This is a genomic window from Bradyrhizobium sp. WSM2254 (assembly GCF_000472645.1).
In the GTDB taxonomy this organism is placed as follows: Bacteria; Pseudomonadota; Alphaproteobacteria; order Rhizobiales; family Xanthobacteraceae; genus Bradyrhizobium; species Bradyrhizobium niftali.
The window spans coordinates 140,722-165,952 of sequence record NZ_AXAB01000018.1; the positions used below are offsets into that span (position 1 = coordinate 140,722).

At 56.8% G+C, this 25,231-nt stretch carries 13 protein-coding genes and 1 pseudogene; 8 read left to right on the top strand and 6 right to left on the bottom strand.

Translation table 11 applies throughout. From position 1 onward, the window contains the following. The first annotated feature begins 38 nt into the window (after window positions 1–38). Window positions 39–3,149: a multidrug efflux RND transporter permease subunit gene (locus tag A3M7_RS0113645; protein WP_027544450.1), complete on the top strand. Its 3,111-nt coding sequence runs from the start codon at window positions 39–41 to the stop codon at window positions 3,147–3,149. Between the two features lie 242 nt (window positions 3,150–3,391). Here the strand turns inward: A3M7_RS0113645 and speD are convergent, their stop codons facing one another. Further along, window positions 3,392–3,784, bottom strand: coding sequence for an adenosylmethionine decarboxylase (gene speD, locus A3M7_RS46490; protein WP_027544451.1), 393 nt, complete (start codon window positions 3,782–3,784; stop codon window positions 3,392–3,394). Between the two features lie 700 nt (window positions 3,785–4,484). Between speD and A3M7_RS44050 the strand changes: the two genes are divergently transcribed. Together A3M7_RS44050 and A3M7_RS44055 are read left to right on the top strand one after the other, a co-directional pair. Further along, window positions 4,485–10,952 (top strand): non-ribosomal peptide synthetase, encoded by a 6,468-nt coding sequence (locus A3M7_RS44050; protein WP_049823394.1) that lies wholly within the window; start codon window positions 4,485–4,487, stop codon window positions 10,950–10,952. Further along, on the top strand, window positions 10,945–12,372 hold the full coding sequence (locus A3M7_RS44055; RefSeq protein WP_049823371.1) for an MATE family efflux transporter: 1,428 nt from the start codon (window positions 10,945–10,947) through the stop codon (window positions 12,370–12,372). The genes A3M7_RS44050 and A3M7_RS44055 overlap by 8 nt, the downstream gene beginning before the upstream one ends. A 168-nt stretch (window positions 12,373–12,540) precedes the next feature. Here the strand turns inward: A3M7_RS44055 and A3M7_RS48490 are convergent. The 5 genes and pseudogenes from A3M7_RS48490 to A3M7_RS0113685 form a co-directional block, all read right to left on the bottom strand. Further along, window positions 12,541–12,681 (bottom strand): annotated as a pseudogene (locus A3M7_RS48490) (IS630 family transposase); the annotation flags it as partial. Window positions 12,682–13,298: 617 nt separating this feature from the next. Beyond that, a complete protein-coding gene (locus A3M7_RS0113670) occupies window positions 13,299–15,020 on the bottom strand; it encodes an outer membrane beta-barrel protein (protein ID WP_027544452.1) in 1,722 nt (573 codons plus the stop codon). Window positions 15,021–15,522: 502 nt separating this feature from the next. Further along, complete coding sequence (locus tag A3M7_RS0113675) at window positions 15,523–17,103, bottom strand: outer membrane beta-barrel protein (protein ID WP_245284243.1); 1,581 nt, start codon at window positions 17,101–17,103, stop codon at window positions 15,523–15,525. A gap of 473 nt (window positions 17,104–17,576) precedes the next feature. Then, window positions 17,577–18,530: a methyltransferase domain-containing protein gene (locus tag A3M7_RS0113680; RefSeq protein WP_027544454.1), complete on the bottom strand. Its 954-nt coding sequence runs from the start codon at window positions 18,528–18,530 to the stop codon at window positions 17,577–17,579. An 8-nt stretch (window positions 18,531–18,538) separates the two neighbouring features. Next, window positions 18,539–19,891, bottom strand: a complete 1,353-nt coding sequence (locus A3M7_RS0113685; protein ID WP_027544455.1) for a coproporphyrinogen-III oxidase family protein — start codon at window positions 19,889–19,891, stop codon at window positions 18,539–18,541. 1,170 nt (window positions 19,892–21,061) lie between these two features. Between A3M7_RS0113685 and A3M7_RS0113695 the strand changes: the two genes are divergently transcribed. The 5 genes from A3M7_RS0113695 (at window position 21,062) to A3M7_RS0113715 (ending at window position 25,207) form a co-directional block, all read left to right on the top strand. Beyond that, window positions 21,062–21,679, top strand: a complete 618-nt coding sequence (locus A3M7_RS0113695) for a hypothetical protein (RefSeq protein ID WP_027544456.1) — start codon at window positions 21,062–21,064, stop codon at window positions 21,677–21,679. 26 nt (window positions 21,680–21,705) lie between these two features. Continuing rightward, entirely contained in the window at window positions 21,706–22,107 is a 402-nt protein-coding gene (locus A3M7_RS0113700) for an SxtJ family membrane protein (protein WP_027544457.1), read from the top strand. A gap of 7 nt (window positions 22,108–22,114) precedes the next feature. After that, the gene (locus tag A3M7_RS49620; protein ID WP_198033741.1) at window positions 22,115–22,267 is read left to right on the top strand and encodes a DUF5989 family protein; all 153 of its coding nucleotides are present in this window, start codon (window positions 22,115–22,117) and stop codon (window positions 22,265–22,267) included. 3 nt (window positions 22,268–22,270) lie between these two features. Next, window positions 22,271–24,106 (top strand): carbamoyltransferase, encoded by a 1,836-nt coding sequence (locus A3M7_RS0113710; protein WP_027544458.1) that lies wholly within the window; start codon window positions 22,271–22,273, stop codon window positions 24,104–24,106. Between the two features lie 93 nt (window positions 24,107–24,199). Beyond that, window positions 24,200–25,207: an SGNH/GDSL hydrolase family protein gene (locus tag A3M7_RS0113715; protein ID WP_156936867.1), complete on the top strand. Its 1,008-nt coding sequence runs from the start codon at window positions 24,200–24,202 to the stop codon at window positions 25,205–25,207. The last annotated feature ends 24 nt before the right edge of the window (window positions 25,208–25,231 follow it).

Sequence of the window (25,231 nt, forward strand, 5' to 3'; positions counted from 1 at the left end):
GTCACACCACTCAAGCAAACGCATTCGAGATCGCAGCGATGACCTTTACCGATATCTTCATCAAGCGACCGGTTCTGTCGGTCGTCGTCAGTCTGCTGATCCTGCTGATTGGCCTGCGCGCGGCGATGGTACTGCCGATCCGGCAATATCCGAAGCTTTCGAACACGGTCATCAACATCACGACGGTCTACCCCGGCGCGTCTGCGGACCTGGTCCAGGGATTCATCACGACGCCCATTGAGCAGGCGGTCGCTTCCGCCGAGGGCGTCGACTACATTGCCTCGTCTTCGGTGCTCGGCACCTCGACCATCCAGGTCTACATCAAGCTTAACTTTGACCCGAACCAGGGGCTCACCGAGGTACTAGCCAAGGTGAATTCGGTCAAATATCTGATCCCGAAGGAATCCAACGATCCGGTCGTCACCAAGACCACCGGCCAGACCACGGCCGTGATGTATATAGGCTTCTCCTCTGAGGAGCTCTCGGGCTCGGCAATCTCGGACTATCTGACGCGCGTCGTGCAGCCGGTGCTGTCGACCGTCGATGGCGTGGCGTCCGCCGATATCCTGGGCGGCCAGACCTTTGCGATGCGGTTGTGGCTTGACCCGGTGAAGATGGCCGGCCACAACGTGTCCCCGGCTGATGTCGCGGCCGCGATCACCGCCAACAACTTCCAGTCCGCGGCCGGCCAGACCAAGGGCTACCTCATCCTCTCAAATATCACGACGAACACAGGCCTGACCGACGTCAACGAGTTCAAGAAGTTGATCGTCAAGGCCAAGGATGGCGGCTTCGTGCGGATGGAGGACATCGCCACCGTTGAGCTTGCAGCCCAGAGCACGGATGCGAGCGTTGCCTTTAACGGCGAGCACGCGATCTTCATCGGCGTGAACGCCACGCCGCAGGGTAACCCGCTAACCCTTGTGAACGGTGTGCGCGCGCTGTTCCCCGAGCTCGAGCGCAATCTGCCACCGTCGATGAAGATGAAGGTCGCCTACGACTCGACCAAGTTCATTCAGTCGTCGATCGACGAGGTCGAGAAGACGCTGGGCGAAGCCGTGATCATCGTGATCGTGGTGATCTTCCTGTTCCTGGGCTCGTTCCGCTCGGTGATCATCCCGGTCGTCACCATCCCGCTGTCGATGATCGGCGTCTGTACGCTGATGCTGGCGCTCGGCTTCAGCTTCAACCTGCTGACGCTGCTCGCCATGGTGCTCGCGATCGGCCTCGTGGTCGACGATGCCATCGTGGTGGTGGAGAACGTCCATCGCCATCTGGAGGAGGGTGAGACGCCGGTGCAGGCGGCGCTGCAAGGCGCGCGCGAGATCGTCGGTCCGGTCATCTCCATGACCATTACGCTCGCCGCGGTATACGCTCCGATCGGTTTCCTCGGGGGCCTCACCGGCTCGCTGTTCCGTGAATTCGCCTTCACGCTGGCAGGTTCGGTGATCGTGTCGGGCGTCATCGCGCTGACGCTGTCGCCGATGATGTGCTCGGGGCTGCTGAAGAACACGGGAGAGGGCCGGTTTGCAAAACTGGTGAACAGGTTGTTCGGCGCCGTCACGCGATGGTATGGCCGCAGGCTCGACCGCTCGCTCGACTATAAGGCCATCACCGGGCTGGTCGCGGTGACGATCCTTGGGCTCGTCGGGTTCCTCTACATGCACACATCGAAAGAGCTGGCACCTGAGGAAGACCAGGGCATCGTGTTCGCGGTGATCAAGGGGCCGAAATATGCGAACATCGACTATCTCGATTTCTATGGCGACAAGCTCGACAAGAAATTGCAAGGCTTTCCTGAGACCGATCTGCGCTTCGCGCTGAACGGCATCAACGGTCCCCAAAACGGTATCGCCGGCATGCTGCTCAAGCCGTGGGATGAACGGAAGCGCTCTTCGATCCAGTTGGTTCCGCTGGTTCAGGCCGAGCTCAGCAAGATCGAGGGCGTCCAGGCGTTCGCCTTCAACCTGCCGCCGCTGCCCGGTGGACCCGGCGGCCTGCCGGTGCAGATGGTGATCAATTCGACCGCAGGCTTCCAGGCCGTCTATGAGCAGATGGAGAAGCTGAAGGGCGCCGCGCGCAAGAGCGGCATGTTCATCGTCTCCGATAGCGATCTCGCCTTCAACCAGCCGACCGTGAAGGTGAACGTCGACCGCGCCAAGGCTCAGGATCTCGGCATCAACATGCAGAACATCGGCAGCGCGCTCGCGATCCTGGGCGGCGGCAATTACATCAATCGCTTCAACCTGGAGGGCCGTTCCTATCAGGTGATCCCGCAGGTACCACGCGCCCAGCGGCTCTCACCGGAAGCGCTGGGCAATTACTACGTGGCGACCAGCAACGGCCAGCAAGTGCCGCTATCGACGGTGGTGTCGATCGAAACGTCGACCGCTCCGAATTCATTGACCCACTACAACCAGCTCAACTCGGCGACCTTCTCGGCCGTGCCGATGCCCGGCGTGACCGTCGGCCAGGCCGTCGACTTCCTTGAAGGCGAAGCCAAGAAGCTGCCGCAGGGCTTCAGCCACGACTACCTTGCCGACTCCCGGCAGTACGTGCAGGAAGGCAATCAGCTCGCCGTCACCTTCAGCTTCGCGCTGATCATCATCTTCCTGGTGCTGGCGGCGCAGTTCGAGAGCCTGCGCGACCCTCTGGTGATCATGATCTCGGTGCCGATGGCGATCGTGGGGGCCCTGATCCCGCTGTTCTTCGGCGTGGCCACCATGAACATCTACACGCAGGTGGGCCTGTTGACCCTGGTCGGCCTGATCACCAAGCACGGCATCCTGATGGTGGAGTTCGCCAACGAGCTCCAGGTCAACCAACGGCTAGATCGTCGCTCGGCGATCGAAATGGCGGCTCGCATCCGGCTGCGGCCGATCCTGATGACGACGGCCGCGATGGTCACCGGCCTGATCCCGCTTCTGACCGCGACCGGCGCCGGGGCGGCCAGCCGATTCTCGATCGGGCTCGTGGTCGTCGCCGGCATGTCGATCGGCACGCTGTTCACCCTGTTCGTGCTGCCGGCGGTCTATGCGGTGCTCGCGACCGACCACCGTGCCCCAGGCCAGATCCGTGCGGAACAAGCATCTCGAGGAGCTGAGTTTCGGCTCGAAGGCGGTGCGGCTGACCTGAAGGCGCTCGATTGAAGGTCCAAAACGGCAATGGCCATAGCCAAGGCGCATCCGTGCCGAAGCAAGTGTTAGTTGTGGGAGAGGGGGCGCTACCACCGGGCAGGCGTTGCGCCATAAGTCCGTGCAATCTTTAATGATGGTCGATATTGACGGCTAACAAATAAGCATATGTGAGGAAGCCCCGCGGTCGAGCTTTGATATTTTTTTGATTGAGGCAGCGAGCTCGATGCCCTCACCCAAGGAATCGACCATCTGCTTCAACCGGTTGGCTTGATTGACACACCTCTCCGGAAGCTGCGAACGTCCGACCGTTCGGGCTGAAAGGCCTCAACTAGAACTGGAACGGCGCTCGCAGGATTGCTGTCGCCACATACGAATACATCAACAGCTGCATAGGACCTCTCAGGCCAAGTATGTAAGGTCATGTGCGATTCAGCCAACAACGCTATTGCCGAGACACCGTGGCCCGGACAAAACTTATGAACATGAAGGTGGAGCAATGTCGCGCTCGCCGCATGGATGGCTTTTCGGATGGCGTCTTCCGCAAGATCCGGATCGTCGAGGTTTTTCGCTCCCCATAGCTCGATGAGCATATGCGTCGCACCGGTTGACAGAGCCGGTGGTACTTCCTCTTCGTTATCAATAATCATTAAGCAATCTCCGTTGAATTGACGGCTCAATAAGATGAGCTATTCGGGATTTAGGTGACGAGGTGATCAGGCCGCGTGTTTTGCCGGCACGTGCATGACCTCAATACCGCCGTCGTATCCGACAACTGCGATGACCTTCGGCAACTGATTTGCGCCTTTGAGCCGAGGCCAAGACCTTGATGTGGCGATCAGCAGCTTGAGCACCATCGGCCCTGGCAGTGATTGGCGACTGTCCTTCGTCCGCCTTTGAGCGCTTGACGACTGCCCTCCAGCGGCTGTGAAAACGACGTTGGTCTCGTGGAAACGGTAACATGTGTCTGTATTGGTTCTTGCACAAACGATGTTACCGCTTGAGCGCCATAGGAATCCGCAGCCCGGCGAGGGCCAAGTCCGCTTTCATGAGGAGAGCACCAAACCATAGTCCAGGCGCCCGTTGGTTGCCGGTGCCATGCAGACCCACGCGTGTCGACTACAAGATCCGGTAGGTGCCAACGCCAATTTGGGGACCTAGGGTCCGGCCGCGTTCCCCTGACGATCATCGAGGTAACAGTAGTGAACGCAAAGGACGGCAAGCTAAGAAACGGACAAACCGGCACACTATGACCGGCCGATACCGGGGGCTACGCACTGCATACCCTCAATCAGGATCGTCGGTGTTCTGATTTAAGGGCCCCAGAAGGCGATGAATGGGGGGACGCGTATGCCTAGCCGAGATCTATTCAAAAAAAATCAGTTTGTGGAACGTCAACCGATTGAGGCGATCACGGCGATCGATCGCCTTGCAAGATCGGATCCGGAGAGGATTGCGCTGAGAATCGGCGCAGACGAACTCACCTACGAGGCGCTGCGACTACGATCGGATGCCCTCGCAAGGAGGCTACGAGAGCATGGCGCTCGGGGCGCGGTCGTCGGATATTGGGGTGAGCGCGGCTTCGACTGGGCGACGGCGGTCGTCGCAATTTTGAAGGCCGGATCAACGTACCTACCGCTCGATCCATCGTTACCGGCTTCACGTACATCGTTCATAATTGAGCAGAGCCGCTGTGCTTTGATTATCGGCCCCGACCAGCAGCATTCGCTCAGCCTGTTCCGGCCGAGCAGCAAAGGCACTACCCAATTCATGCCGATAGAGGCGGCGCTGCGTGAGGGCCAACCTTCGTCTTTCGTGCTATCATCGAGCTCGGATGGACTCGCCTACATTCTGTTTACGTCTGGTTCGACGGGCCAGCCTAAGGGCGCAATGATTGCGCATGCAGCCTTAAACAATCATTTGGCGGCAAAAATTGATGCCCTAGCCCTCGCTCCGACGGATTGCATCGCGCAGACGGCATCGCATTTCTTTGACATCTCGCTGTGGCAACTTTTGGCAGGGCTTTGCGTCGGAGCCAGTATCGCGATCATTGATGATGCGACACTGAAATCGCCAGTATCTCTTCTTAAAGCAATTCAAGGGCACGGCGCGACGGTTGCTCAATTCGTCCCGTCAATGCTTGCAGTATTTGTTGAATATCTGCAGCCCCTTGCGGCGGCTGAGAGAGCCCTGGAAAGTTTGCGGATTATCTCGACGGTTGGAGAACCTCTGACACCCGGACTGGCGCGCGCATGGCTTGCCTTATATCCGCAGGTCCCCATTCTCAACCACTACGGGCCCACCGAGTGCGCCGACGGCGTTACGCACAATCTGGTATCAGTACCGCCCGCGGTGGCAGACACTTATGTTCCGATCGGCAAGCCGATTGCGAACCTTGAGGTCTATGTCACCGATGGATCTCGTCTGTGCGACACGGGAGAGGTCGGCGAAATCTGTGTGAGCGGCGTTGGTGTCGCTGCTGGTTACGTCAACGACGATGTTCGCACCAAGGATGCCTTTGGGCCAAACCCGTTCTCCAACAACCCGCGGTTTCGGCGCCTATACCGGACAGGTGATCTCGGGCGCGTCCGTTCCGATGGTCTCTTGGAATGCCTCGGTCGACGGGACCGTCAGGTCAAAATCCGTGGGCACAGAATTGAGCTGGGAGAAATAGAGGCCCGCCTCTGCGCTCATCATTCGGTACATGGCGCTGTCGCGGTCGCCTCCGTCTGCGCAGGCGTAAAACTTATGGCGCGAGACATAACAAGCGCGGAGCAAGAAACTGGATCGAGGCGGCTAATCGCATATGTGTCAGCTCCGGCTGAAGTGACGGAAGCCGAGCTTCAGAACTTTGTTGCCGAAACGCTTCCTACCTACATGCTGCCGGAAAGGATCATCCACGTCGGCTGTATTCCGCGGACCAGAAACGGAAAAGTCGATTTTGGAGCATTGCCGGACCCGACCAGTGTTCGTCCTTTATTGCCGACGCCATTCGAGGGGCCGCGAACAGAGCTCGAAGCCCAGCTGTGTCAAATTTGGGCAAGCGTTCTGCGCATTGAGAACATTGGCGTGAACGATCAGTTCATAAGCCTCGGCGGCGACTCGCTCCGAGCAATGCTCATATTGGGTCAATTGCAGACCCAGCTCGGAGTGAGAACGGATTTCAGACTGGTCCTGAATGGAACGATACGGTCTCTTGCGGCTTCGATCGCGTCCCGAGTCGAATCCAAACCGTGCACTGCCCCCGCGTACGGAAAGCTTGCGCGAGCACCTCTAACGCGAGTTCAGGAACACCTATGGTTTCTTTCCCAGCTCGATCCGTCTGCCAGGAACTACATCATTCAAGGCGGCCTGCGAATAAGAGGCTTCATCGATCTGGCCGCATTCAACCGTGTCTGGCCCGATGTCGTTCATTTCCATCAGGCACTCTCTGCACGATTTATCGACGAGGATGGTCCGGTTCAGCTTTTTGATGATCCGCAATGCGCAAATCTTGAGTTGACTGACGCATCTCATCTCACAGCGCGGCGAGCCGAGGAGCTGATCACAGAGTTTCGACAAACAGAGCTGAGCGGCAGCTTTGATCTCAGCCAAGGTCATCTGTTTCGCGCGCGCATGATCCGTTTTCGCCCTGACCACCATCTGATACTGATCACCGCTCACGAAATTATTATCGATGCCTGGTCGATCTCTGTTCTGCTCAGAGACCTTCGACAAAGGTACCTACATGCTGAGGCGTCGTTGCCAAAGAACCGCGCCTCCCTTTCGACCTACGCGGTGTGGGAAAAGCAGCACGCGACCCCAGAGGCGATGGCCAACCAACGCAGCTATTGGCGCCGTCAGATTGGTGATGATCCGCCGGTGCTTTCGCTTGGAACAGGACAAGCGCGACCGCGGGAAAATTCTCACCGCGGAGCCTCGCATGCGGTGCTGCTAGGCAGCGAGCTCTCCAATCAGGTACGGGAGTTTGCGCGCCGAAATAGATGCACAACGTCGACAACGCTCCTTGCGTGCCTCAAGCTGCTGCTACGGATGTACAGCGGTCAGGACGATGTAATCGTCGGCATACCGCACGTCGTACGGGATCAACCCGGCAGTGCCGACATTGTCGGCTTTTTCCTGAATATGCTGCCAATCCGTTCCGCGATCGATGTCGGTCAGTCCTTTGCGGTTCATGCCCTGCGCGTCCAGGGCCTGGTCAGCGATGCCATCGCAAATTCGGCATATCCGTTCGGCTGGATGGTAAAGGATAGCCGACTATATCGCGAAGCGGAACGATCGCCGATCTTCCAGGTCATGTTCAACATGTACTCCGAGGCCGCGGAGCCACCGGATCAGCATGAGTTCGATCTGACATTCCGCGAATACGACACCGGCTACGTAAAATTCGATCTGACCTTGTACGCACAAGATCAGGGCGATGAAATCGCCCTCCAGCTAGCATATGCCGAAGACATCCTTTCCAGCGATCTCATCGTCCGTATGGCTGATAATCTGCGCCGTCTGATTGCGGCCTGCGTTGAGAATCCACTTGCGCCCGTTAAGGATCTGAGCTGCCTCAGCGGGGCGGATGTCGTTATGCTGGACTCGCTGCACGGCTCGGCGCAGTCATACGCGACTGAATGTCCACTTGTCGAAGCGTTCGAGCAAATCGGCGCCTCTCATCGCAGCCAAGTGGCATATTTTGGTGATTTCGGTGAGATCACATTCGGCGATCTGCGTGAGCGCGTAACAGCAATCAGGTCCTTACTGGAGGCGTCTGAGGTGGGAGCTGGCGACAGGGTCGCCATGCTGGTCGATCGGTCGCCTGACGTGGCCGCTGTTATTCTTGCGGCACGAGCCTTGCAATCCATCGTTGTCCCCATATCGCCGGATTATCCGCGTGATCGGATGGACCATATCCTGCGAGATAGTCGGGCAAAGGTTTTGGTTCACGCAAGTACCACTGACCTTGGTTTTGACCTGCCGTCGATTTGCCCGTTAACCCTGGAAGGGTGCGGCACGCTCGCGCACGAGTCTGAGTGCGGCGACAAACCACCAGATCAGGGAATTGCGAGCCTTATATACACGTCGTCCTCGACCGGGAAGGCGAAGGGGGTTCTCATACCGGAGTCGGCAATTCTTAATCGACTGAACTGGATGTGGCGAACCGCTCCGTTCGAGAGCACCGACGTGATGGTTGTCCAGAAGTCCGCATCACTTGTTGCGTCCGCCTGGGAATACTTCGGTGGACTTCTAAGAGGTGTGCCTGCGCTGATCCTGACCCGTAGGCAGTTGCTGGATCCAGATCTGCTGTTGAGCACGTTGGCGGAACGTCGCGCGACACACTTATTTGCCTCGCCGCCACTCCTGAGCGGCCTCGTTGCCTCCCAAGAGCGGCAGCCAAGATCCACTTCCTTGCGGTTCGTCACAAGCAGCGCTGAACCGATGTCATCTTCGCTCCCAGTTCGCTGGCGTACGCATTTCCCGGACGTGCCGTTGTGGAACTTCTATGGTGCTACGGAATGTGCGTCCAACGCCGCAGTCTACAAAACGTCGGATGCCGACGACGGCGTGTCGCTCGTCCCCGTTGGGCGCCCAATCGATAACGTCAAACTCTACGTGCTCGATGCCGCGTTGAAGAGAGTCCCTGTCGGAGCCGCCGGTGAGCTCTGCATCGCGGGGCGCTGCGTAAGCGCTGGGTACTGGAGGGATCAAGAGCGGACAACACGTTGCTTCGTGCCAAATCCTTATGGTGACGGACAGTACAGCGTCCTTTATCGAAGCGGCGATATTGCCCGCATCTCAACCAGCGGCCTTCTCGAGATTTGCGGCCGATCGGACAATCAGATCAAGGTACGGGGGTATCGGATTGAGCTGGAGGAGGTGGAAAAGGCTCTTGAGTCTCATCCCGCAATCACAAAGGCCGCGGTCGCTGCAGATGGCATGGACGGCGATCGTCGTTTGATCGCCAGCGTGATTCCCGCGCGCGACAGTCTAAGCTCGGAAGAGATTGTCGCCCATCTTAAGCACTCATTGCCATCCTACATGATTCCCGCCGCCTTCCGTTTTGTTGACAATATCCCCCTCACGACAAGCGGAAAGATAGATCGTGCGGGCTTGTCGTCCGTTCCTTACCGCGAGGTCGGACCTGCTCCATCTGTCGAGCCCCGCACGAGGAAGGAGCGTATTCTTGCTGGGATCTGGCAGGATCTATTGGACGTCGAGCGGGTCGGAATTGATCAGGTCTTCTTTGATATCGGCGGAGATTCTCTTCTAAGCGTGCGCTGCGTCACGTTGGCGCGCAAAGCGGGGCTGAATCTTACTGTTGACCGACTCTATCGAACGCCGACAATTAGGGAATTGGCGGCAGATGGAGCGACGGTTGCACTCCATACCGCCCCTTCCGTGGACGGGTCGTTGCCGGTTACCCCCGCAATCGCATCTTGGAAGCCTCTTGTCGGCTTCGATGAGCACTACAACATAGGCGATCTGTTCTTCCTGCCCGGCGGGATGCTGGATATCCGGCTGCTGGAGCGCGCCCTTGCTCATGTCATGGATAGGCACGAAGGCCTCAGGCTCCGTATCGCCCGAACCGACGATGGTCTACGTCTGACGATCGCAGCTTCCGTGGCCGAACGTCTCGTGGAGGAGATCAATCTTGGCGGAATGACCAGCCTGCGGCAGCGTAAGGCAATCGAGAGCATCTCAGCAAGACGTCAACATATGTTTCGTTTTGACGGCCAGACGCCTCTTGTTAACGTCACGGTGTTCCGCACATCGGAAAGCGGCGATTACTATCTGCTGGTCTTGATGCATCATTTTGTCGCGGACGGGATAGGCTATCGACTGTTCCTTGAAGCATTGGATGCGGCCTACGACGCTCTTGGCTCAGGCCACGCCGTAAGCGGCCCCGAGACCATGCAAATGCTCTCTCCATGGTTGGAGCGCCTTGAGCACTACGCGAACAGCGAGGCGCCAGCCGAACTCGAATACTGGGAGAGGATCGACTACGATCAGTTCAATTTGCATGTCAGCCCCACGTCGGCGGGTAGCGCGAGCTTTTCGCAAGTGACCGCGAGAGAGCTTCACTATGCACGCCTTGAAGGTTGCGCGGATGACGCAAATTGCCGGGTCCTTTGGGAAGATCAGGCCAAGCATCATCTGGAGATTGGCAAAGAAGCGACAGCTGATCTGCTCAATATTGCAGCCAGATCGACGCATTGTAAGGACATCGACGTATTTCTTGCCGCGATATCCGGGGCCTGTGGGCGTGTTTTCGGCAACTATTCGCTCTGGATTGATAGCCTTACCTCGACCCGAGGTCGGCTGTTTGAAGATATCGATCCATCGCAGATCATTGGCCATATCAGCGAGCTCGTTCCGCTTTCCTTGAGTCTCGCCGGAACGGAGGCTCGTCCCGATCGTGCTCGTTCAATAAACCGCCAGCGCAATGCCCTGCCGCGCAGGGGAGTAGGATTTCGGGTTTTGAAATTTGTAAACCGAGATCCAGCCGTGCGGAGCCGGATCGATCGTCTGCCCTTACCTAAAATCGGACTGAATTATCGAGCGGGTTTGCAGCACCATTTTCCGCGCCGCCTCCTAGCCCAGGACCCGTCTCCAATCTGGATCGGCGAAGACATGGATGAAGCCGCCGCAAGCCACCTCTTCTGGTTCGACGTCGGATATCAAGCCGGCCGTCTACAGATTGAAACAAGGTATGATCCAACTCAGATCGGTTATGAGGTGACCCATAATCTTTGCACGGTGTTGCAACAGGAGCTGTTGCTGACGATCAGCGAATTCGGAAGAGCCGGCGACACCGTCATCCATGAATGAGCCGGATGCGGAAGTGGCGGTCGAGTGCGATCGAGATGTGATGGCAAAGAAGAAGCAGAACATCGATCTATCGGATCCCAATCTGGCGAGCCTTATCCTGCGGCTCGCAATTCCGTCTATTGTTGGCCTATCGATCAACGCGGTACAGCAGGCCGTCAATGCGATCTTTGTTGGTGCACTTGGTGCGCAGGCGATCGCAGCTGTCAGCATGACCTTGCCTGTCGTGGTCCTGCTGACGGCAGTCGGTCAGGGAATCGGTGTTGGAACAGCCTCGTTCATATCTCGCCATCTTGGTGCTGGTGAGTACCTGGAGGCAAGTAGGGGCGCGAGTACCGCACTGGCCCTGGCCGCTCCGATTGGTATCATGTTTACGGTTCTCTTACTGCTAAACTTGCGACGGATCTTCGTAACGCTCGGGGCAACTCCAACCATCATGCCCGTGGCGCTCGACTATGCGGCGACGCTATTGTTCGGGTACACCCTGATGCTTCTAAACATCGTCAACGGCTTCATCGTTAGAGCCGAGGGCAACACACGTTTCAGCATGTGGACGATGCTTACCGCCTTCATACTGAACGCGGTGCTCGATCCGGCCTTCATCTTCTTACTGAACCTCGGTGTGCGAGGCGCAGCCCTCGCAACGCTGGTATCTCAGATCGCTGCCATTAGCCTCTATATCGCGCATTTTTCGAAGCTAGGCGGGATAGTCTTCGTCAAGATTTCTTACGTCTCATTGCAAACAAGTCGCATCAGACAGATCGCGTTCATAGGTGCGCCAGCCACCATGACCGGCATTTTGTCTGCCATTGCCTCCATGCTCTTGTACGGAGCTGCTGCGCCGTTCGGGGACGACTGCATCGCCGCCATGGGAATAGCTGTGCGATTGCTGACGATCGGCGCACTGCCTGTCACCGGCTTTTGTATGGGCTCTCAAGCTGTCCTGGGTTTCGGTTGGGGCGCGCACGATCTTCCCCGCGTATGGAAGACCGCAAAGCTCATGCTGTTCATGACTGTCGCGCTTTCGGTTGCGTATTCTGCGGCCGTTGTGAGTTTTGCCCAACCGTTGGTCAAACTGTTCAGCGACAACGAGAACGTCACGGAAATTGCCGTCTTAACCTGTATCGTTTTCCATCTCTTTTTTTGGCTTTTTGGTATTGAGAGTTTCGTGTCGACGATGCTTCAGTCGTTCGGGAGAGCACGCCTCAGCGTGATTGTGTCCTTGGCGAGGCACGGCTATTTCTTCATACCGGCCGTACTGGTGTTGCCAGTCGTATCGGGTTTCAACGGACTGTTGGCCAGTCAAGCAATCGCTGAGCTGGGTGCTGGAATGATTGCAATGATTGTCATGTTCCAGCAGTTTTCTGAGCTCAGACGAGCACTCGGGCGGCCTACTTCAAGAGGGATCGATATCGCGGGTTGACCTGACCACGGACATGATCGCGGTCCGGAGCATTGAGCCTACAGAACTGTGGAGGTGGTGCTCTCCAAGAAGTGACGCACGTAGTGTGCAAGAGCCATGCAGCTATGGTGGTAGTTTTCGGCCTGTTCACTTGTGGTGCTCGTGCGGCTGGGCTTCGCCAGGGTTGTGTCCGGGACGCGGCTCTTCGCTCATCGCCCGCTCCATATTGCCTTCCACGAAGCGGCCCTTGGTCCGCTACACGGTTGAACCGCTCACGCCAACACTCGCGGCGATCTCCTCGTCGCCCGGCTCGGCATCAGCGGCCAGCAGAACCTGTACACGTGAACAAGGTCCATCAGGCCATCACCTCGGGGTCGAGCTCGGAAGGCGAGGTGTGGCTACATCTCGAATGAAATGGAGACCGAGCACGGGGTGATCTGAGTCTGAGGCGTCGGCGAAGACAGCGTCAAGGCGTTCACGGACTTCACAATCGAAAACCTGATCGAGCTGATCAGGTTCTACAAAGAAAGTCGTGGACCGCTCGTCCGGTGACTCTGCGGCCTGCGCCGAATGGATACGCGCCAGGCGTTGAAGGTAACGCTTAAGCGGACCGATACTCCAGGCAACACCGCGAGATGAGCCCTCGATCGCTACGAATTGGCTGGCTGTGGCAGACGGATCGAACCTGAAAATGGCAGGACTGCGTCAGACGTTCCACCTTGCAGAGAGTTAGTGACGTCCGAAGTGCGGCGGGCGCTCTGACATCAAACGATGGTTTGGACGGCTCCTGGCCTTTACCTTCAGTAAATCGATTGCAAGCTTTCGGGCTTGAACAGCCCGAAAGTGCGCAGCTTGATTCTCGGTTTCGCCCGACTCTAGCCCCACGATCCGCGATTTCGTCATCTATAGTCGCGGCTTCCGAAGCTTAGAGCAGCGAGCGAGCAGTTTCAATCAAACTTGTAGGAGGCCTGCAGAAATGTACCCCATCTTTCCATGCGATAGTTCGCGGGATTAGGTGCTGCGGTGACAGGAGAACTGTCCTCCGTCTCGGAACGGGTGTCGAGTTCCTTACTATGTCTTGAAGTCCACATAGCCCAATACCGGGCGCCGACGCCGACGCTGAAATTGTTGGTGAGGAAATAAGATAGGACTCCTTCGACCTGCACACCACCGCCACCGCTCCCGCGCTGATTCTCGAAAGTCGTCAATGGGCGCCTCAGATGGTTGTCGCGCCCCTGGAAATCTGTCCAGGGCAGGTAGGCAACATCGGCGCTGACGCGCCAACGGTCGAGCAACACGGTCTCAGCGCTGAGGCCGATTCGCAGCGCATTCCAATCAGTGTCCTGGCTGCCCACGACCACCTTACCGCCGACTGCTTGATGGCACGGCGGCGAGGAGGCGATCTGCGCGCATCCTGTCGTGTCAGATTTCTGGCCGTAATAGGTCCAGCCCATAAACCCGCCAACCTTGAAGGCGGTCTCGCGCAAGAAATCGTAGCCCGCATCGGCCGTGTAGTACGTGAACCTTCCGTTCGTCTGGCCCGATGTCGTGTTGGAATAGGCGAAGGTGTCAGCACCCCAATCTTCATCGTTCGTATTGCCGTTGTTGAAGCGCCCGATCCCAATATTGCCCTTCAGAAAGATCCCCCACGGGCTGTCCACGCGTTCGAACAACTCACCGGAGATCCCATCCAGATTGTGATACGTGATCCTTGATTCGAGATCGCTCCCTGTGACTTCGCCCCCGTGATTCCATTGAAACCTTCCGCGACTCAGCCAGAATCGTGTGCCGCTTTCCAGCGACCATCCCTGAGTAAAGGCAATCGGCAGCGCGCTGACGGGCGGCGTCGCCGCCTGTAGCGGCGTATCGAACCATCCCGGCGTCCGCGGGTCGGCACCGAAATGGTAGTTCAGAGCAATTTTGCCGATGTGATAGCTGCTGGACGGGTGGGTGATGTTGGCTGGGACCGTTGCCAACGGAAGCCGTGCGGTCGGAGGGGTTGCCACACTTGGTCCACCAAACCACAGATAATCGTACTCAAGTCCAACGGACCATGCAGGCGTGAGCGCTTGCTCGACGCCGGCGCCGATTGTGCCACCGACCCGACCATACTCGAAATGAGTGGCATTCTGTGACGCCAAGCCATCGGGGTGGTCTTCGCTACGAAATTCGTCGTTGTTGACGACATCGCCCTGATTGTGTTGCCAGGCCACACCTCCCTTGAGATAAGCCAGCGTATGGCCCTGCGAACCAAACGCATAACCCAGGCGACCGGTCCCGGTGACAAAGACGTTCGGACTCGCATTGCAGGTTGCGCTCACAACAGATCCGGAGACGGCAAGACAGGTATTCGTGCCGTCGGACGCGGCGCCACTGGCATCCACTTCAACGCCAATGACCCAGTTTGCCTTCTGCCAATTGTAGCCGATCTGGCCTCCCAGCAGGAACACTGGGGTATCGACGACATCCCCATAGATTGACGGACCATACGGATCACTGAATGATGTCCGGCCGTAGCCGCCGCCAACGTGCGCGCCAAAATATCCTCCGGTCCAGCTCCACAGGACCGGTGGGACTTTTACTGCCGGCTTAAGATCTGCCGAATTGACCGCACCGCTCGCAACGAGCGCAATTGTTGCTGTACCCCAAGAAAGAACTCCAGATCGCATCTCACCTCACGAAACACAACGCGCGCGCCATCTTGCAACCAAGCCCGAATGGCCGATGTTGTTGGCGCCGCCTCCACGCCGTCTAAGGTCTGCAGGATCTAGGCCAGTGCACACGACGCGTACTGCCTGCGGTTTTTCGTTGGCGATGTCGTCTTCTCCTCTCAAGGATGGCGGATTTGAAGCGCGATGCGTCTGATGACGGACACAAAACGCGTGCCGCATGCTCGGCGATTCCGAATTGAATACGTCACCGCTCTCTTGCGAATTGGTTCGTCTCAAGGTCGGCGGGCGCTCTGACAACAAAGATCGATTGGAATAACGCAGCACCGCCCCAACGGCGGCCTGGCCGTCACCTTCAGTAAATCAATGCAAGCTTGCGGGCTTGAAAGGCCCGAAAGCTTGCAGCTTTATTCTTGGTCTCCACCTGCATCGAATCCTGGGATCCGCGATTTCGTCATGTATAGTCGCGGCTTCCGTAGCTTAGAGCGGCGAGCGAGCAGTTTCAGTCAAACCTGTAGGAGGCCTGCAGGAACGTACCCCATCGCTCCATGCGATAGTTCGCAGGAAAGGCCCCCTCGGCAACAGGAGAGCTCCCCTCCTTTTGGGCTTTATTGGGGAGTATCTCGCTATGTTTTGGAGTCCACATGGCCCAATAACGGGCGCCGACGCCGAGGCTGAAATTATCGGTGATGAGATAAGACAGGATCCCTTCGACCTGCACACCACTGCCACCGCTCCCGCGTTGATCGCTGAAGAACGTCAAATCCCGCAACAGATGGTTGTCACGGCCCTGGAAGTCTGTCCAGGGCAGGTAAGCAACATCGGCGCTCACGCGCCAACGGTCGAGCAACATGGTTTCAGCACTCAGACCGACGCGCAGCGCATTCCAATCAGTGTCCTGACTGCCGATGACCATCTTTCCGCCGACTGCTTGATAGCATGGCGGCGAGGACGCGATCTGCGCGCATCCTGTCGTGTCAGATTTCTGTCCGTAGTAGGTCCAGCCGATAAACCCGCCAACTTTGAAGGCGGTACCGCGCAAGAAATCGTAGCCCGCATCGGCCGTGTAGTACATGAACCTTCCGTTCGTCTGGGCCGATGTCGTGTTGGAATAGGCGAAGGCAACGCCCCAATCTTCATCGTTCATAGTTCCGTTGTTGAAGCGGCCGAAACCGATATTGCCCTTCAGGAATATCCCCCACGGGCTATCCACGCGTTCGAACAACTCGCCGGAGATCCCATCCAATTTGTGATAGGTGAGCCTTGATACGAGCTCGCTCCCGGCGCCCCATTGAAACCTTCCTCGGCTCAGCCATAACCGTGTGCCGCTTTCCAGCGACCAACCCTGAGTGAAGGCAATCGGCGACGCGCTGACAGTCGGCCTTGCCCCGAATGGCGGCGTATCGAACCATCCCGGCGTCCTCGGATCGGCACCGAAATGATAGTTAAGAGCAATTTTGCCGATATGATAGCTGCCGGACGGGTGGGTAATGTTGGCTGGGACCGTTGCCAACGGAAGCCGTGCGGTCGGAGGGGTTGCCACACTTGGTCCACCAAACCACAGATAATCGTACTCAAGTGCAACGGACCATGCAGGCGCGATCGCCTGCTCGGCGCCGACGCCGATTGTGCCACCGACCCGACCATACTCGAAATGAGTGGCATTCTGTGGCGCCCAGCTAAATTCGCGGTTGTTGACGACATCGCCCTGATTGTGTTGCCAGGCCACACCTCCCTTGAGATAAGCCAGCGTATGTCCCTGCGAGCCAAACGCATAACCCAGGCGACCGGTGCCGGTGACAAAAAGGTTTGGGCTCGCATTGCAGTTTGCGCTTACAATTGATCCAGAGGCGGCAAGACAGGTATTTGCACCGTCTGACGCGGCGCCACTGGCATCCACCTCAACGCCAAAGACCCAGCGGTCCTTCTGCCAATTGTAGCCGATCTGGCCTCCCAGCAGGAACACTGGGGTATCAACGACGTCTCCGTAGAGTGACGGACCATACGGATCACTGAATGATGTCTGGCCGTAGCCCCCGCCAACGTGTGCGCCGAAATATCCTCCAGTCCAGCTCCAGCGCACCGATGGGACTTTTACTGCCGGCTTAAGATCTGTCGAATTGACCGCTCCGCTTGCAACGAGCGCTGCTGTTGCGGCACCCCAAGAAAGAACTCCAGATCGCATCTCACCTCACGAAACACAACGCGCGCGCCAGCTTGGAACGAGGCCCGAATGGCCGATGTTGTTGGCGCCGCTTCCACGCTGCTTGTAGTGTGCAGGATCGAGGCCAGCAGACGCGATGCACACCGCCTGCGGTTTTCGCTGGCGATGTCGTCTTCTCCTCTCAAGGATGGCGGATTTGAAACGCGATGAGTCTGATGACGGACACAAAGCGCGCGCCGCATGCTCGGCGATTTGAATACGTCACCGCTCTCTTGCGAAATAGTTCATCTCTTGCTCCAGCAGGCTCGCAAGCTTGCAATTATTGTTCTTGCTGGAAGGGCAATGCGAACCCTCAGCAGCCAAGGCGGCTAGTGAAAACTTACGTTCGAGGATCACGCATCTCGAATGATTAAACGCTTCGGGGGTGTAAAGTATCGATACTTGCCGGCGAGCGTGCCGTTAACGAACTGCAAGCCGTGATTGCCATAAATCATATCCTCACGCACGTATCCGTCGGATATGGCTTCTTGATTGTTGCCTCCAACTGTCTTCTGAGCGATTGTCATCATCTTCCCGCATGACGGCCGACCAAACATTTCAATTGCAGCAGCGCGTTGTGTGCCGAGTTTCAAGTTATCAAACTGTTTGGCCGGGATTACTCCGGCTGGCTTAATGGGCTCAGCTCTCATTCGCGAGAGATTTTCAGATCCAATTGGCTTACGAGCCACAACTTTCTCGATGCAGTGAGAATGAATTGGAATGCCGGGGTGCGAGTCCCATTTAATGTAATGATCGGACCGTAAGATCTCCCAGCCGCCTTGCGCATAGATCGCCGCAAGCTCTCCACGCGAGAACGATTTCTTGTGACCGCATGCCAAACTCTCCTCAGGGATAGGGTGATCTGCTTGATCAAGCGTGTTGGTGAAGCAGTGGAACCCTCCAGGCCGTGTCCGATCCATCAATTCCGTCACGAGCGGCCTCCAGATGGCCCGTTCCGTGAAATGCAACACGCAGTGCGCTATAAAGACGTCGAGGTAAGCAGGCGACTGGAATGTTTCAACAGGAGCGACAGCGCTCGTTATATTCACGCCCAGAGCGCCTGCGAGCCGATTCAGTTTGGAGATAGCGGCTTCAGATATATCGCTTGCGGCGACATGATGACCAAGCTGGGCCAAATAGAGGACGTTGCGTCCCTCGCCGCAACCGAGCTCGACAATCACACTCTTGGCGCGCAGAGCCGGGGTTATCTCGAAGATTTCGGGACTCGGACCACCCATACACGACACGTCGTGGTCAGCGTAGCCCGAATCCCACCAAAAGGGTGAGTCCTTCGCCATCTTTTGCATGCTGGACCTTACGCTGCCTGATATTGCTGCTCGAGGGCCGCCATCCTGGCGGAGTAAAACATCCGAGCTATGATGCTAGAGTACTTAAACCCCGTTCGCGTCAGTTGATAAGCGTCACCCTCTGCCAAATTCACGAGTTGCAAAGATTCAAGCGCCTCGAGTTCTTCGCCAAAATCAGCCGCGAGCGCTCGTCCGAATTCTGCAGCGTAATTACTTCTGCTCAAAGCTGACAACGTGAGGCCAAGCAGAACGTAACGACACCGAAGATCTTCCTGCGTCAGCCAGATTCCGTGCGAGGCTATCGCGTCGGGATCGAAGGGGCGAGCCGAGAAGGCGTTGATGATGGGCGAAGCCGCACTCGAGGCTACGGCGTAGTCCGTGCTACAATGATATTGGCCAAAATAGCTTCTGGCGCCGGCCCCCAGTCCTAGCAGGGGCGTTCCCTTAAAATCCGACACCTCCTGCCGGTAGGCATGATCGCCAGCAATCCTGGTGAAGCGTGTGAAGGATTCCTGGCGGTAACCTTTGGACGCCATCAGTGCAACGTTCTGATCGTAGACCTCATACGTTTCCGCCTCAGAGAGGAACAGTTCAGGATTGTGCGCCTTCGAGATAGTGATGCTCGTCATCGGACGAACAACAACGGGATACAGAGAGAGTGTCTGCGGCTCATAGTCGAGCACCCGGCCAAGCGAAGAGATCAAAGAGTCACGGGTTTGGCCACGCAAGCCGTAGATCAGATCAAGATTGACGTGAGAGAAACGCGCGATAAGGGCGTTGATTGCCGATTTTGCCGTCTGGAGCGAATATGGCCTGCCAGAGTGCGCAAGCTCGCCGGGCTCCATGCTTTGGATACCCATGCTCATTCGGTCGACGCCAAGTGCCTTCAGGCAATCCAGGAGGTTGTTGTCGAAAGAGTCTGGCGTGCTCTCGACCGTCGTCTCACATCGCGGGCTTCGTTTTGGAAAGGCTGCATCGAGGGCGGCGAAAAGCGCGCCGAATTGATGCTGCGTCAGAAGAGTTGGAGTGCCGCCGCCGAAGTAGATACTCACAACCTCCCGATCTCCGAAGTATTCTCCATATCGAGCGATGTGCTCCACCAGTCGAGCAACGTAAGACTCCCCGGTCTCTCCTCCATGGCGCGTTGTAAGAAAGAGCGTGCAATAGGTGCAGCGATAGCGACAGAACGGAATATGGATATAGATGTTGATTTGCTTTGAGCGATCGGCCTGCTCAACGACATCGGTTATGCGGAGTGGCTGGGAAAAAGCCCGATATGCTCGCTTCGAAGGATAGCCGTAGACATAGGTTGGCAGCTCGTTGTTCGCTATGTTTGTCCGAAGAAAGTCCAGACGATCCATGACTTAACCCGTTGATTGCCAAAGCAGATGAACGCCTGAACGCCGTCTTCTCGAACGCCCTGGAAGCTGCTAATCCGCATTCATGATGGCGTTTGCGCCACTTATGTTCTTCAGATCCAACCGTGCGGCTTAGGTGCAAGACCAAACGTGCGCATATATAGCTACAGCGGCTGCTACACCAATCCGTCAACTGCGCCCACAAACGGTCAAAGGCCACATTCGAAGTTGGGATCGCCTTTTTCAGGAGTTAGTTCGGTCACACCATAGGGTGGCTTATCGGTCTTCATTGTTAGCTCCTTCTCAAATGCGAAGATCAGTAAGTGGAGGCCGGTTGGCTGCTCCTGCCGCCGCGCAATGAGCGAAACTCAAGAGTCGTGCCAATTCCGCAAGACAGGCCCCCAAAAAAAGTCGTTCTGTATTGTGTTCGGCAGATTAACTGCGAGCGCAGCGGCACGTCGGCCGAACATCACTGTCGTGGACGCGACGCGATCGGATCCACTTGACCGCAGGATTAAGCACCTAGGCACTCCGGTCACCCGACGTAGCGGATCATGTTCGATTACCCGAGAATTTCCGTCGTTCTCAGGCTACCGCCTTGAGATATTGAGTGCGGTAGGTCCAGGGCGGTAGCTGGTCGACGCGATTTGGCCGTCCGTTGATGATACCTATCAGTACACCGATGATCCAGGCGACAGGATTGGCGCCGAGCGCCTCAGGTTAAGCGGTAGTCTTTGTTAATCGCTCTTAAGGACAGCAGTCGATTCCGCGTCCCGCCCCCTAGGGGCGGCGCGATGCCGACGCTCCTGCGGCCGCTTTTGCTGGATGAGAAGCTGAGCGTCCGTCTTGTCCATTCACATTCGAGCTTTATCTGGCGACCTCGATCCGAACGAATCGATTCTGCAATCGCGAAGCCGGTGCTGTTCTGGTGAGCGCGCGCTGGTGACTGTCTTCACTCCCAGCAAACGCAGGCTCTTGTTGATGTCCGACGTTGTCGGGTTTGTAACAGCGGTATGCGGCTAGGTCGGGATTACAACAATGTTCAGAGAGGCCGCTCGCGCGCACTATCTGCTTTCAAACGCACGGATTTGTCTCCCTGACGCAGTCTTGGCACGATCATTGCCAAACCTTGGCCGAGCGCCGTCAACGCCAACAGGGAACTCCGAGGGGAGCATGGGTACCGTCACCACTCGCAAGGTCGCAGACATCACGGGCTGCGCTAAGCAACCTATCCGCAATAAGCTGCTTATCGAGCAAGCGCTGAAGGTCGACCCGGAGAAGATAGCGAAGAGGCGCGCCTGGCATTTCCGCTTCACTAGCATGCGCGCGAACGAGCCAGGCGGCAGCCCTAGGTTCATCCGCTGCAGGGACGCTGGGCAGTGCGACCTCTCAAAAGCGTTCGCAGCGGTATTCAGAACACTGCATTGTGTGGATGCACTAACGAGGGCTTCGGTGAAGAACGCTCTGCTGACGATTGGTTTCGGATTTCATCGTTCTCTGTCCGCGACATTCGCGTCCAAGCGATTGGTCAGGACATGGTTCGGGACCGATCCATTGAATTGGCGCTCTGTCGCGCCTCTCGTCAACATTATCCATATCCTCAGGGTGGCGGCGTTGTGGCAACCGGTCGATGATCTCGCGCGGTATCTACCTGTCACAGCGATTCTGCAGCCATCCAACACAGGCTGGCTCTACGCGGAGACGAACGGATCCGTCGCGAGAGAAGTCGCCCTTGGAATGATGTCGTCCGGACGTCTGGCTCAGATCGCCACAGCGCGGCCATTCTTGTGAGTCGGCTACGTAGCAGGGGGCATAGCATGAGAGTGCCGGCCAAACTGCCGTCCAATCGACGCTTCGGCCTGACATTTTGCGCCGTATTTCTTGCGTTGGGCGCATGCGCGGCCATCAAGGGAAAAATCGCTGCCGCTTACGTGTCACTCTTTGCTGTTGGTGTCGCATTCGGCGGCATAGCATTGACCGTCCCGCGAATTCTCGCGCCGCCCAACCTACTCTGGTTCTACTTCGGCGAGCTGCTTGGACAGATAGTCAGCCCGCTGGTTCTGGGCATCATCTATTTCGGGCTTCTAGTACCGATCGCCTTCATCGCTCGCTTGCTCGGGCGCGATGAGCTTCATTTGAAGCGACGACCGGTCGCAAGTTACTGGATCAATCGTAACCCGCCAGGTCCGACAGCTCAGTCCTTCACACACCAGTTCTGAGGCGCATATGTTTCTCTTCATCAAGGAACTCTGGGCTTTCATGCGTATTCGCAAAAAGATGTGGCTCGGCCCCCCAATTCTTCTCATGGTTGTCATAGCCGCTTTGCTGGTTCTGGCGCAAGGCTCTGTCATGGCGCCGTTCGTTTACACGCTGTTTTGACCAGTGAATATCCTGGGTATCTCAGCTTACTACCATGACTCTGCCGCTTGTCTCGTCTCAGATGGCGAACTGGTAGCTGCCGCGCAGGAAGAGCGCTTTACGCGGAAAAAACACGATCCAGGCTTTCCTGCCTGTGCGGCTCGTTACTGTCTCCGCGCTGCAGGACTATGTCCAGCCGACGTCGACTATGTCGTCTTCTACGACAAACCCTTTAGCAAATTCGAGCGGATATTTGAAACCTATCTAGCTTTCGCGCCGAAGGGATTTAAGAGTTTCACAACGTCGATGCCGGTTTGGCTAAAGGACAAGCTGTTTCAAAGAACGTTGATTGCTGAGGCCCTGAAAGAGCACCTTGGGAATGATGTTGATTGGTCGAGGCGACTCCGCTTTTCAGAGCACCATCTTAGTCACGCAGCGTCGGCGTTCTTCCCGTCGCCATTTCACGAAGCCGCAGTGTTGACGATGGATGGTGTCGGAGAGTGGACGACAACCTCGCTTGCGATCGGCAAGGGAAAGGACCTATCAGTCTACAAGGAGATTCACTTTCCGCATTCGCTTGGCTTGTTGTACTCAGCGTTCACTTACTACATCGGCTTCAAGGTGAACTCCGGTGAGTACAAGGTAATGGGACTGGCGCCCTACGGCGAGCCAAAGTATGTGCATCTGATAAAGGAGCATCTGATCAACCTCAAGGAGGATGGGTCATTCCACCTCGACATGAGCTTCTTTGACTACTGTACCGGACTAACAATGACCAACGGTCGCTTCGAGACGCTATTCGGTGGTCCGGCCAGACGCCCGGAAAGTGGGTTGACGCAGAGGGAGATGGATCTAGCGGCCTCCATTCAGGCCGTTACCGAGGAGGTCGTCCTAAGGCTTGCAAAAGGAATCCGGACTACAACCGGCCAGAGAAACCTCTGCCTCGCAGGAGGAGTGGCGCTCAATAGTGTTGCGAACGGAAAGCTCATGCGGGAAAAGCTCTTCGACAACATCTGGATTCAGCCGGCTTCTGGCGACGCCGGCGGCGCAGTGGGCGCAGCACTCGCTGCCTACCATCTCATGCTTGAAAAGCCCAGGAGCATCCATGCGGGCGACAGCATGCACGGCGCGTACCTCGGACCGGAGTTCAGTCAGCGCGAGATTGAAGAGCGTCTAGGAAAGGCCGGCGCAGTATTCACGGCCGAATTCGATGAAGCACTGATTGACAATGTCGCACATGCTCTCGTCGACGGTAAGGCGGTTGGGTGGATGCAGGGTCGGATGGAGTTCGGCCCGCGTGCGCTCGGCGGACGTTCCATCATTGCTGATCCCCGCTCACCGACCGTCCAGAAGCAGCTAAATCTCAAGGTGAAGTATCGCGAGTCGTTCCGCCCATTTGCGCCGAGTGTTTTGCGAGAGGAGGTGTCGCAATGGTTTCAGCTTCATTCCGACAGCCCCTATATGCTCCTTGTGGCCGACGTGCTGAGCACGAAGCAGTTGCCGATGTCAGAAAAGCAAAAGCAGCTTTTCGGCATCGATAAATTGAACGTCGTGCGCTCGGAAATCCCGGCTGTTACACACGTGGACTACTCCGCGCGCGTGCAGACTGTGCACAGCACGACCAATCCGCGGTTTCACAGGCTGATATCGAAGTTCAAGGAACTAACCGGATGCCCTGTTGTCGTGAACACCTCATTCAACGTGCGAGGAGAACCGATCGTTTGCACTCCAGAGGACGCGTTCCGCTGTTTCATGGGAACAGAAATCGAAGTGCTGGCCGTCGGCAATTCGCTCTTACGGAAGGAAGACCAGAGCAGATCGTTGATGAAGGACTATCGTAGTTGCTATGAACTTGATTAGAAAGCGAGGCCTTCAGGCTGTGCGCCAGGCAGCGGTCGTGATTTCTATTTCCTGTACGAACGATTTCGGCGCGCATTTCGAAAGACCATCCACGTGGATGTCAAAATAAAAAACGCAATCTTCGGAATACTTTCAATAGCGACTAGCCTGATTATGGCTGCCGCCCTACTGGAATTCTATGTGCGTTTAACGCAGGCAGACGGCACCAATTTCGACATCGAAATGTGGCGTTACGCCAAAGACCTGAAAGTGGTTAGCGAGATACCCGGTGCAGGGCACGAACACACCCCTGGAAAGGGTGGGGTTTACATGGGGGTCCCCATAACGATCAACTCAGCAGGGTGGCGCGATCGCGAACATTCCATGGCGAAAGAGAATGGCACTGTTCGGATCATGATGCTTGGCGACTCCTTGACGTTTGGATGGGGCGCAGGACCTGAAGACGTCACATCATACCGATTGGAAAGGCTGCTGAACGCGAAGGAAAAAAAATTCGAGGTCATAAATACTGGGATTGGAAATGCGAACACAGCTATGGAAGCAACGTACTTCATGAACAAGGCGTACGTATACAAGCCTGACATCGTCGTACTGAACTATTTTATCAATGACGCAGAGCCCACACCGCGAAGAACGGAGAATTTCTTTCTAGAGCACTTCTATTCAGCAGTATTCATCGCGGGTCGTTTCGATGTCCTTATGCGAACATACTTCGGCAAGGCTGATTGGCGGCACTATTACCGCGGTCTCTACCAAGAGAATGAACCCGGCTGGTTGGGCGCACAGGGTGCATTGAAAGAACTTGCGAGCTATTGCAAGGCTCGAAACATCAAACTGATTGTAGTTAACTACCCGGACCTGCACGAGCTGTCCCCCTACCCATTTCAAGATATAACGAGTCTCGTAGCCTCCAAGGTGAAAGCTCTCGATATACCATTTCTGGACCTTCTTCCGGCTGTGGAAAATCAAGCCCCACAATCCCTCTGGGTCACGAAGACAGACTCCCACCCAAACGGTAAAGCGGCCGGACTCTACGCGGACTCAATTGCGAGAGTCCTAGTGACCCAAATTCCGGAAGACTTTCGAGGGTCTGTAAATTGAAAGAAATCTCTTCCACGGAAAACC

Excerpts from the sequence above, each read along its gene's own strand:
- A3M7_RS0113645 (WP_027544450.1), top strand. The coding sequence starts at position 39 with ATGACCTTTACCGATATCTTCATCAAGCGACCGGTTCTGTCGGTCGTC.
- speD (WP_027544451.1), bottom strand. The coding sequence starts at position 3,784 with ATGATTATTGATAACGAAGAGGAAGTACCACCGGCTCTGTCAACCGGT.
- A3M7_RS44050 (WP_049823394.1), top strand. The coding sequence starts at position 4,485 with ATGCCTAGCCGAGATCTATTCAAAAAAAATCAGTTTGTGGAACGTCAA.
- A3M7_RS44055 (WP_049823371.1), top strand. The coding sequence starts at position 10,945 with ATGAATGAGCCGGATGCGGAAGTGGCGGTCGAGTGCGATCGAGATGTG.
- A3M7_RS0113670 (WP_027544452.1), bottom strand. The coding sequence starts at position 15,020 with ATGCGATCTGGAGTTCTTTCTTGGGGTACAGCAACAATTGCGCTCGTT.
- A3M7_RS0113680 (WP_027544454.1), bottom strand. The coding sequence starts at position 18,530 with ATGCAAAAGATGGCGAAGGACTCACCCTTTTGGTGGGATTCGGGCTAC.
- A3M7_RS0113685 (WP_027544455.1), bottom strand. The coding sequence starts at position 19,891 with ATGGATCGTCTGGACTTTCTTCGGACAAACATAGCGAACAACGAGCTG.
- A3M7_RS0113695 (WP_027544456.1), top strand. The coding sequence starts at position 21,062 with ATGGGTACCGTCACCACTCGCAAGGTCGCAGACATCACGGGCTGCGCT.
- A3M7_RS0113700 (WP_027544457.1), top strand. The coding sequence starts at position 21,706 with ATGAGAGTGCCGGCCAAACTGCCGTCCAATCGACGCTTCGGCCTGACA.
- A3M7_RS49620 (WP_198033741.1), top strand. The coding sequence starts at position 22,115 with ATGTTTCTCTTCATCAAGGAACTCTGGGCTTTCATGCGTATTCGCAAA.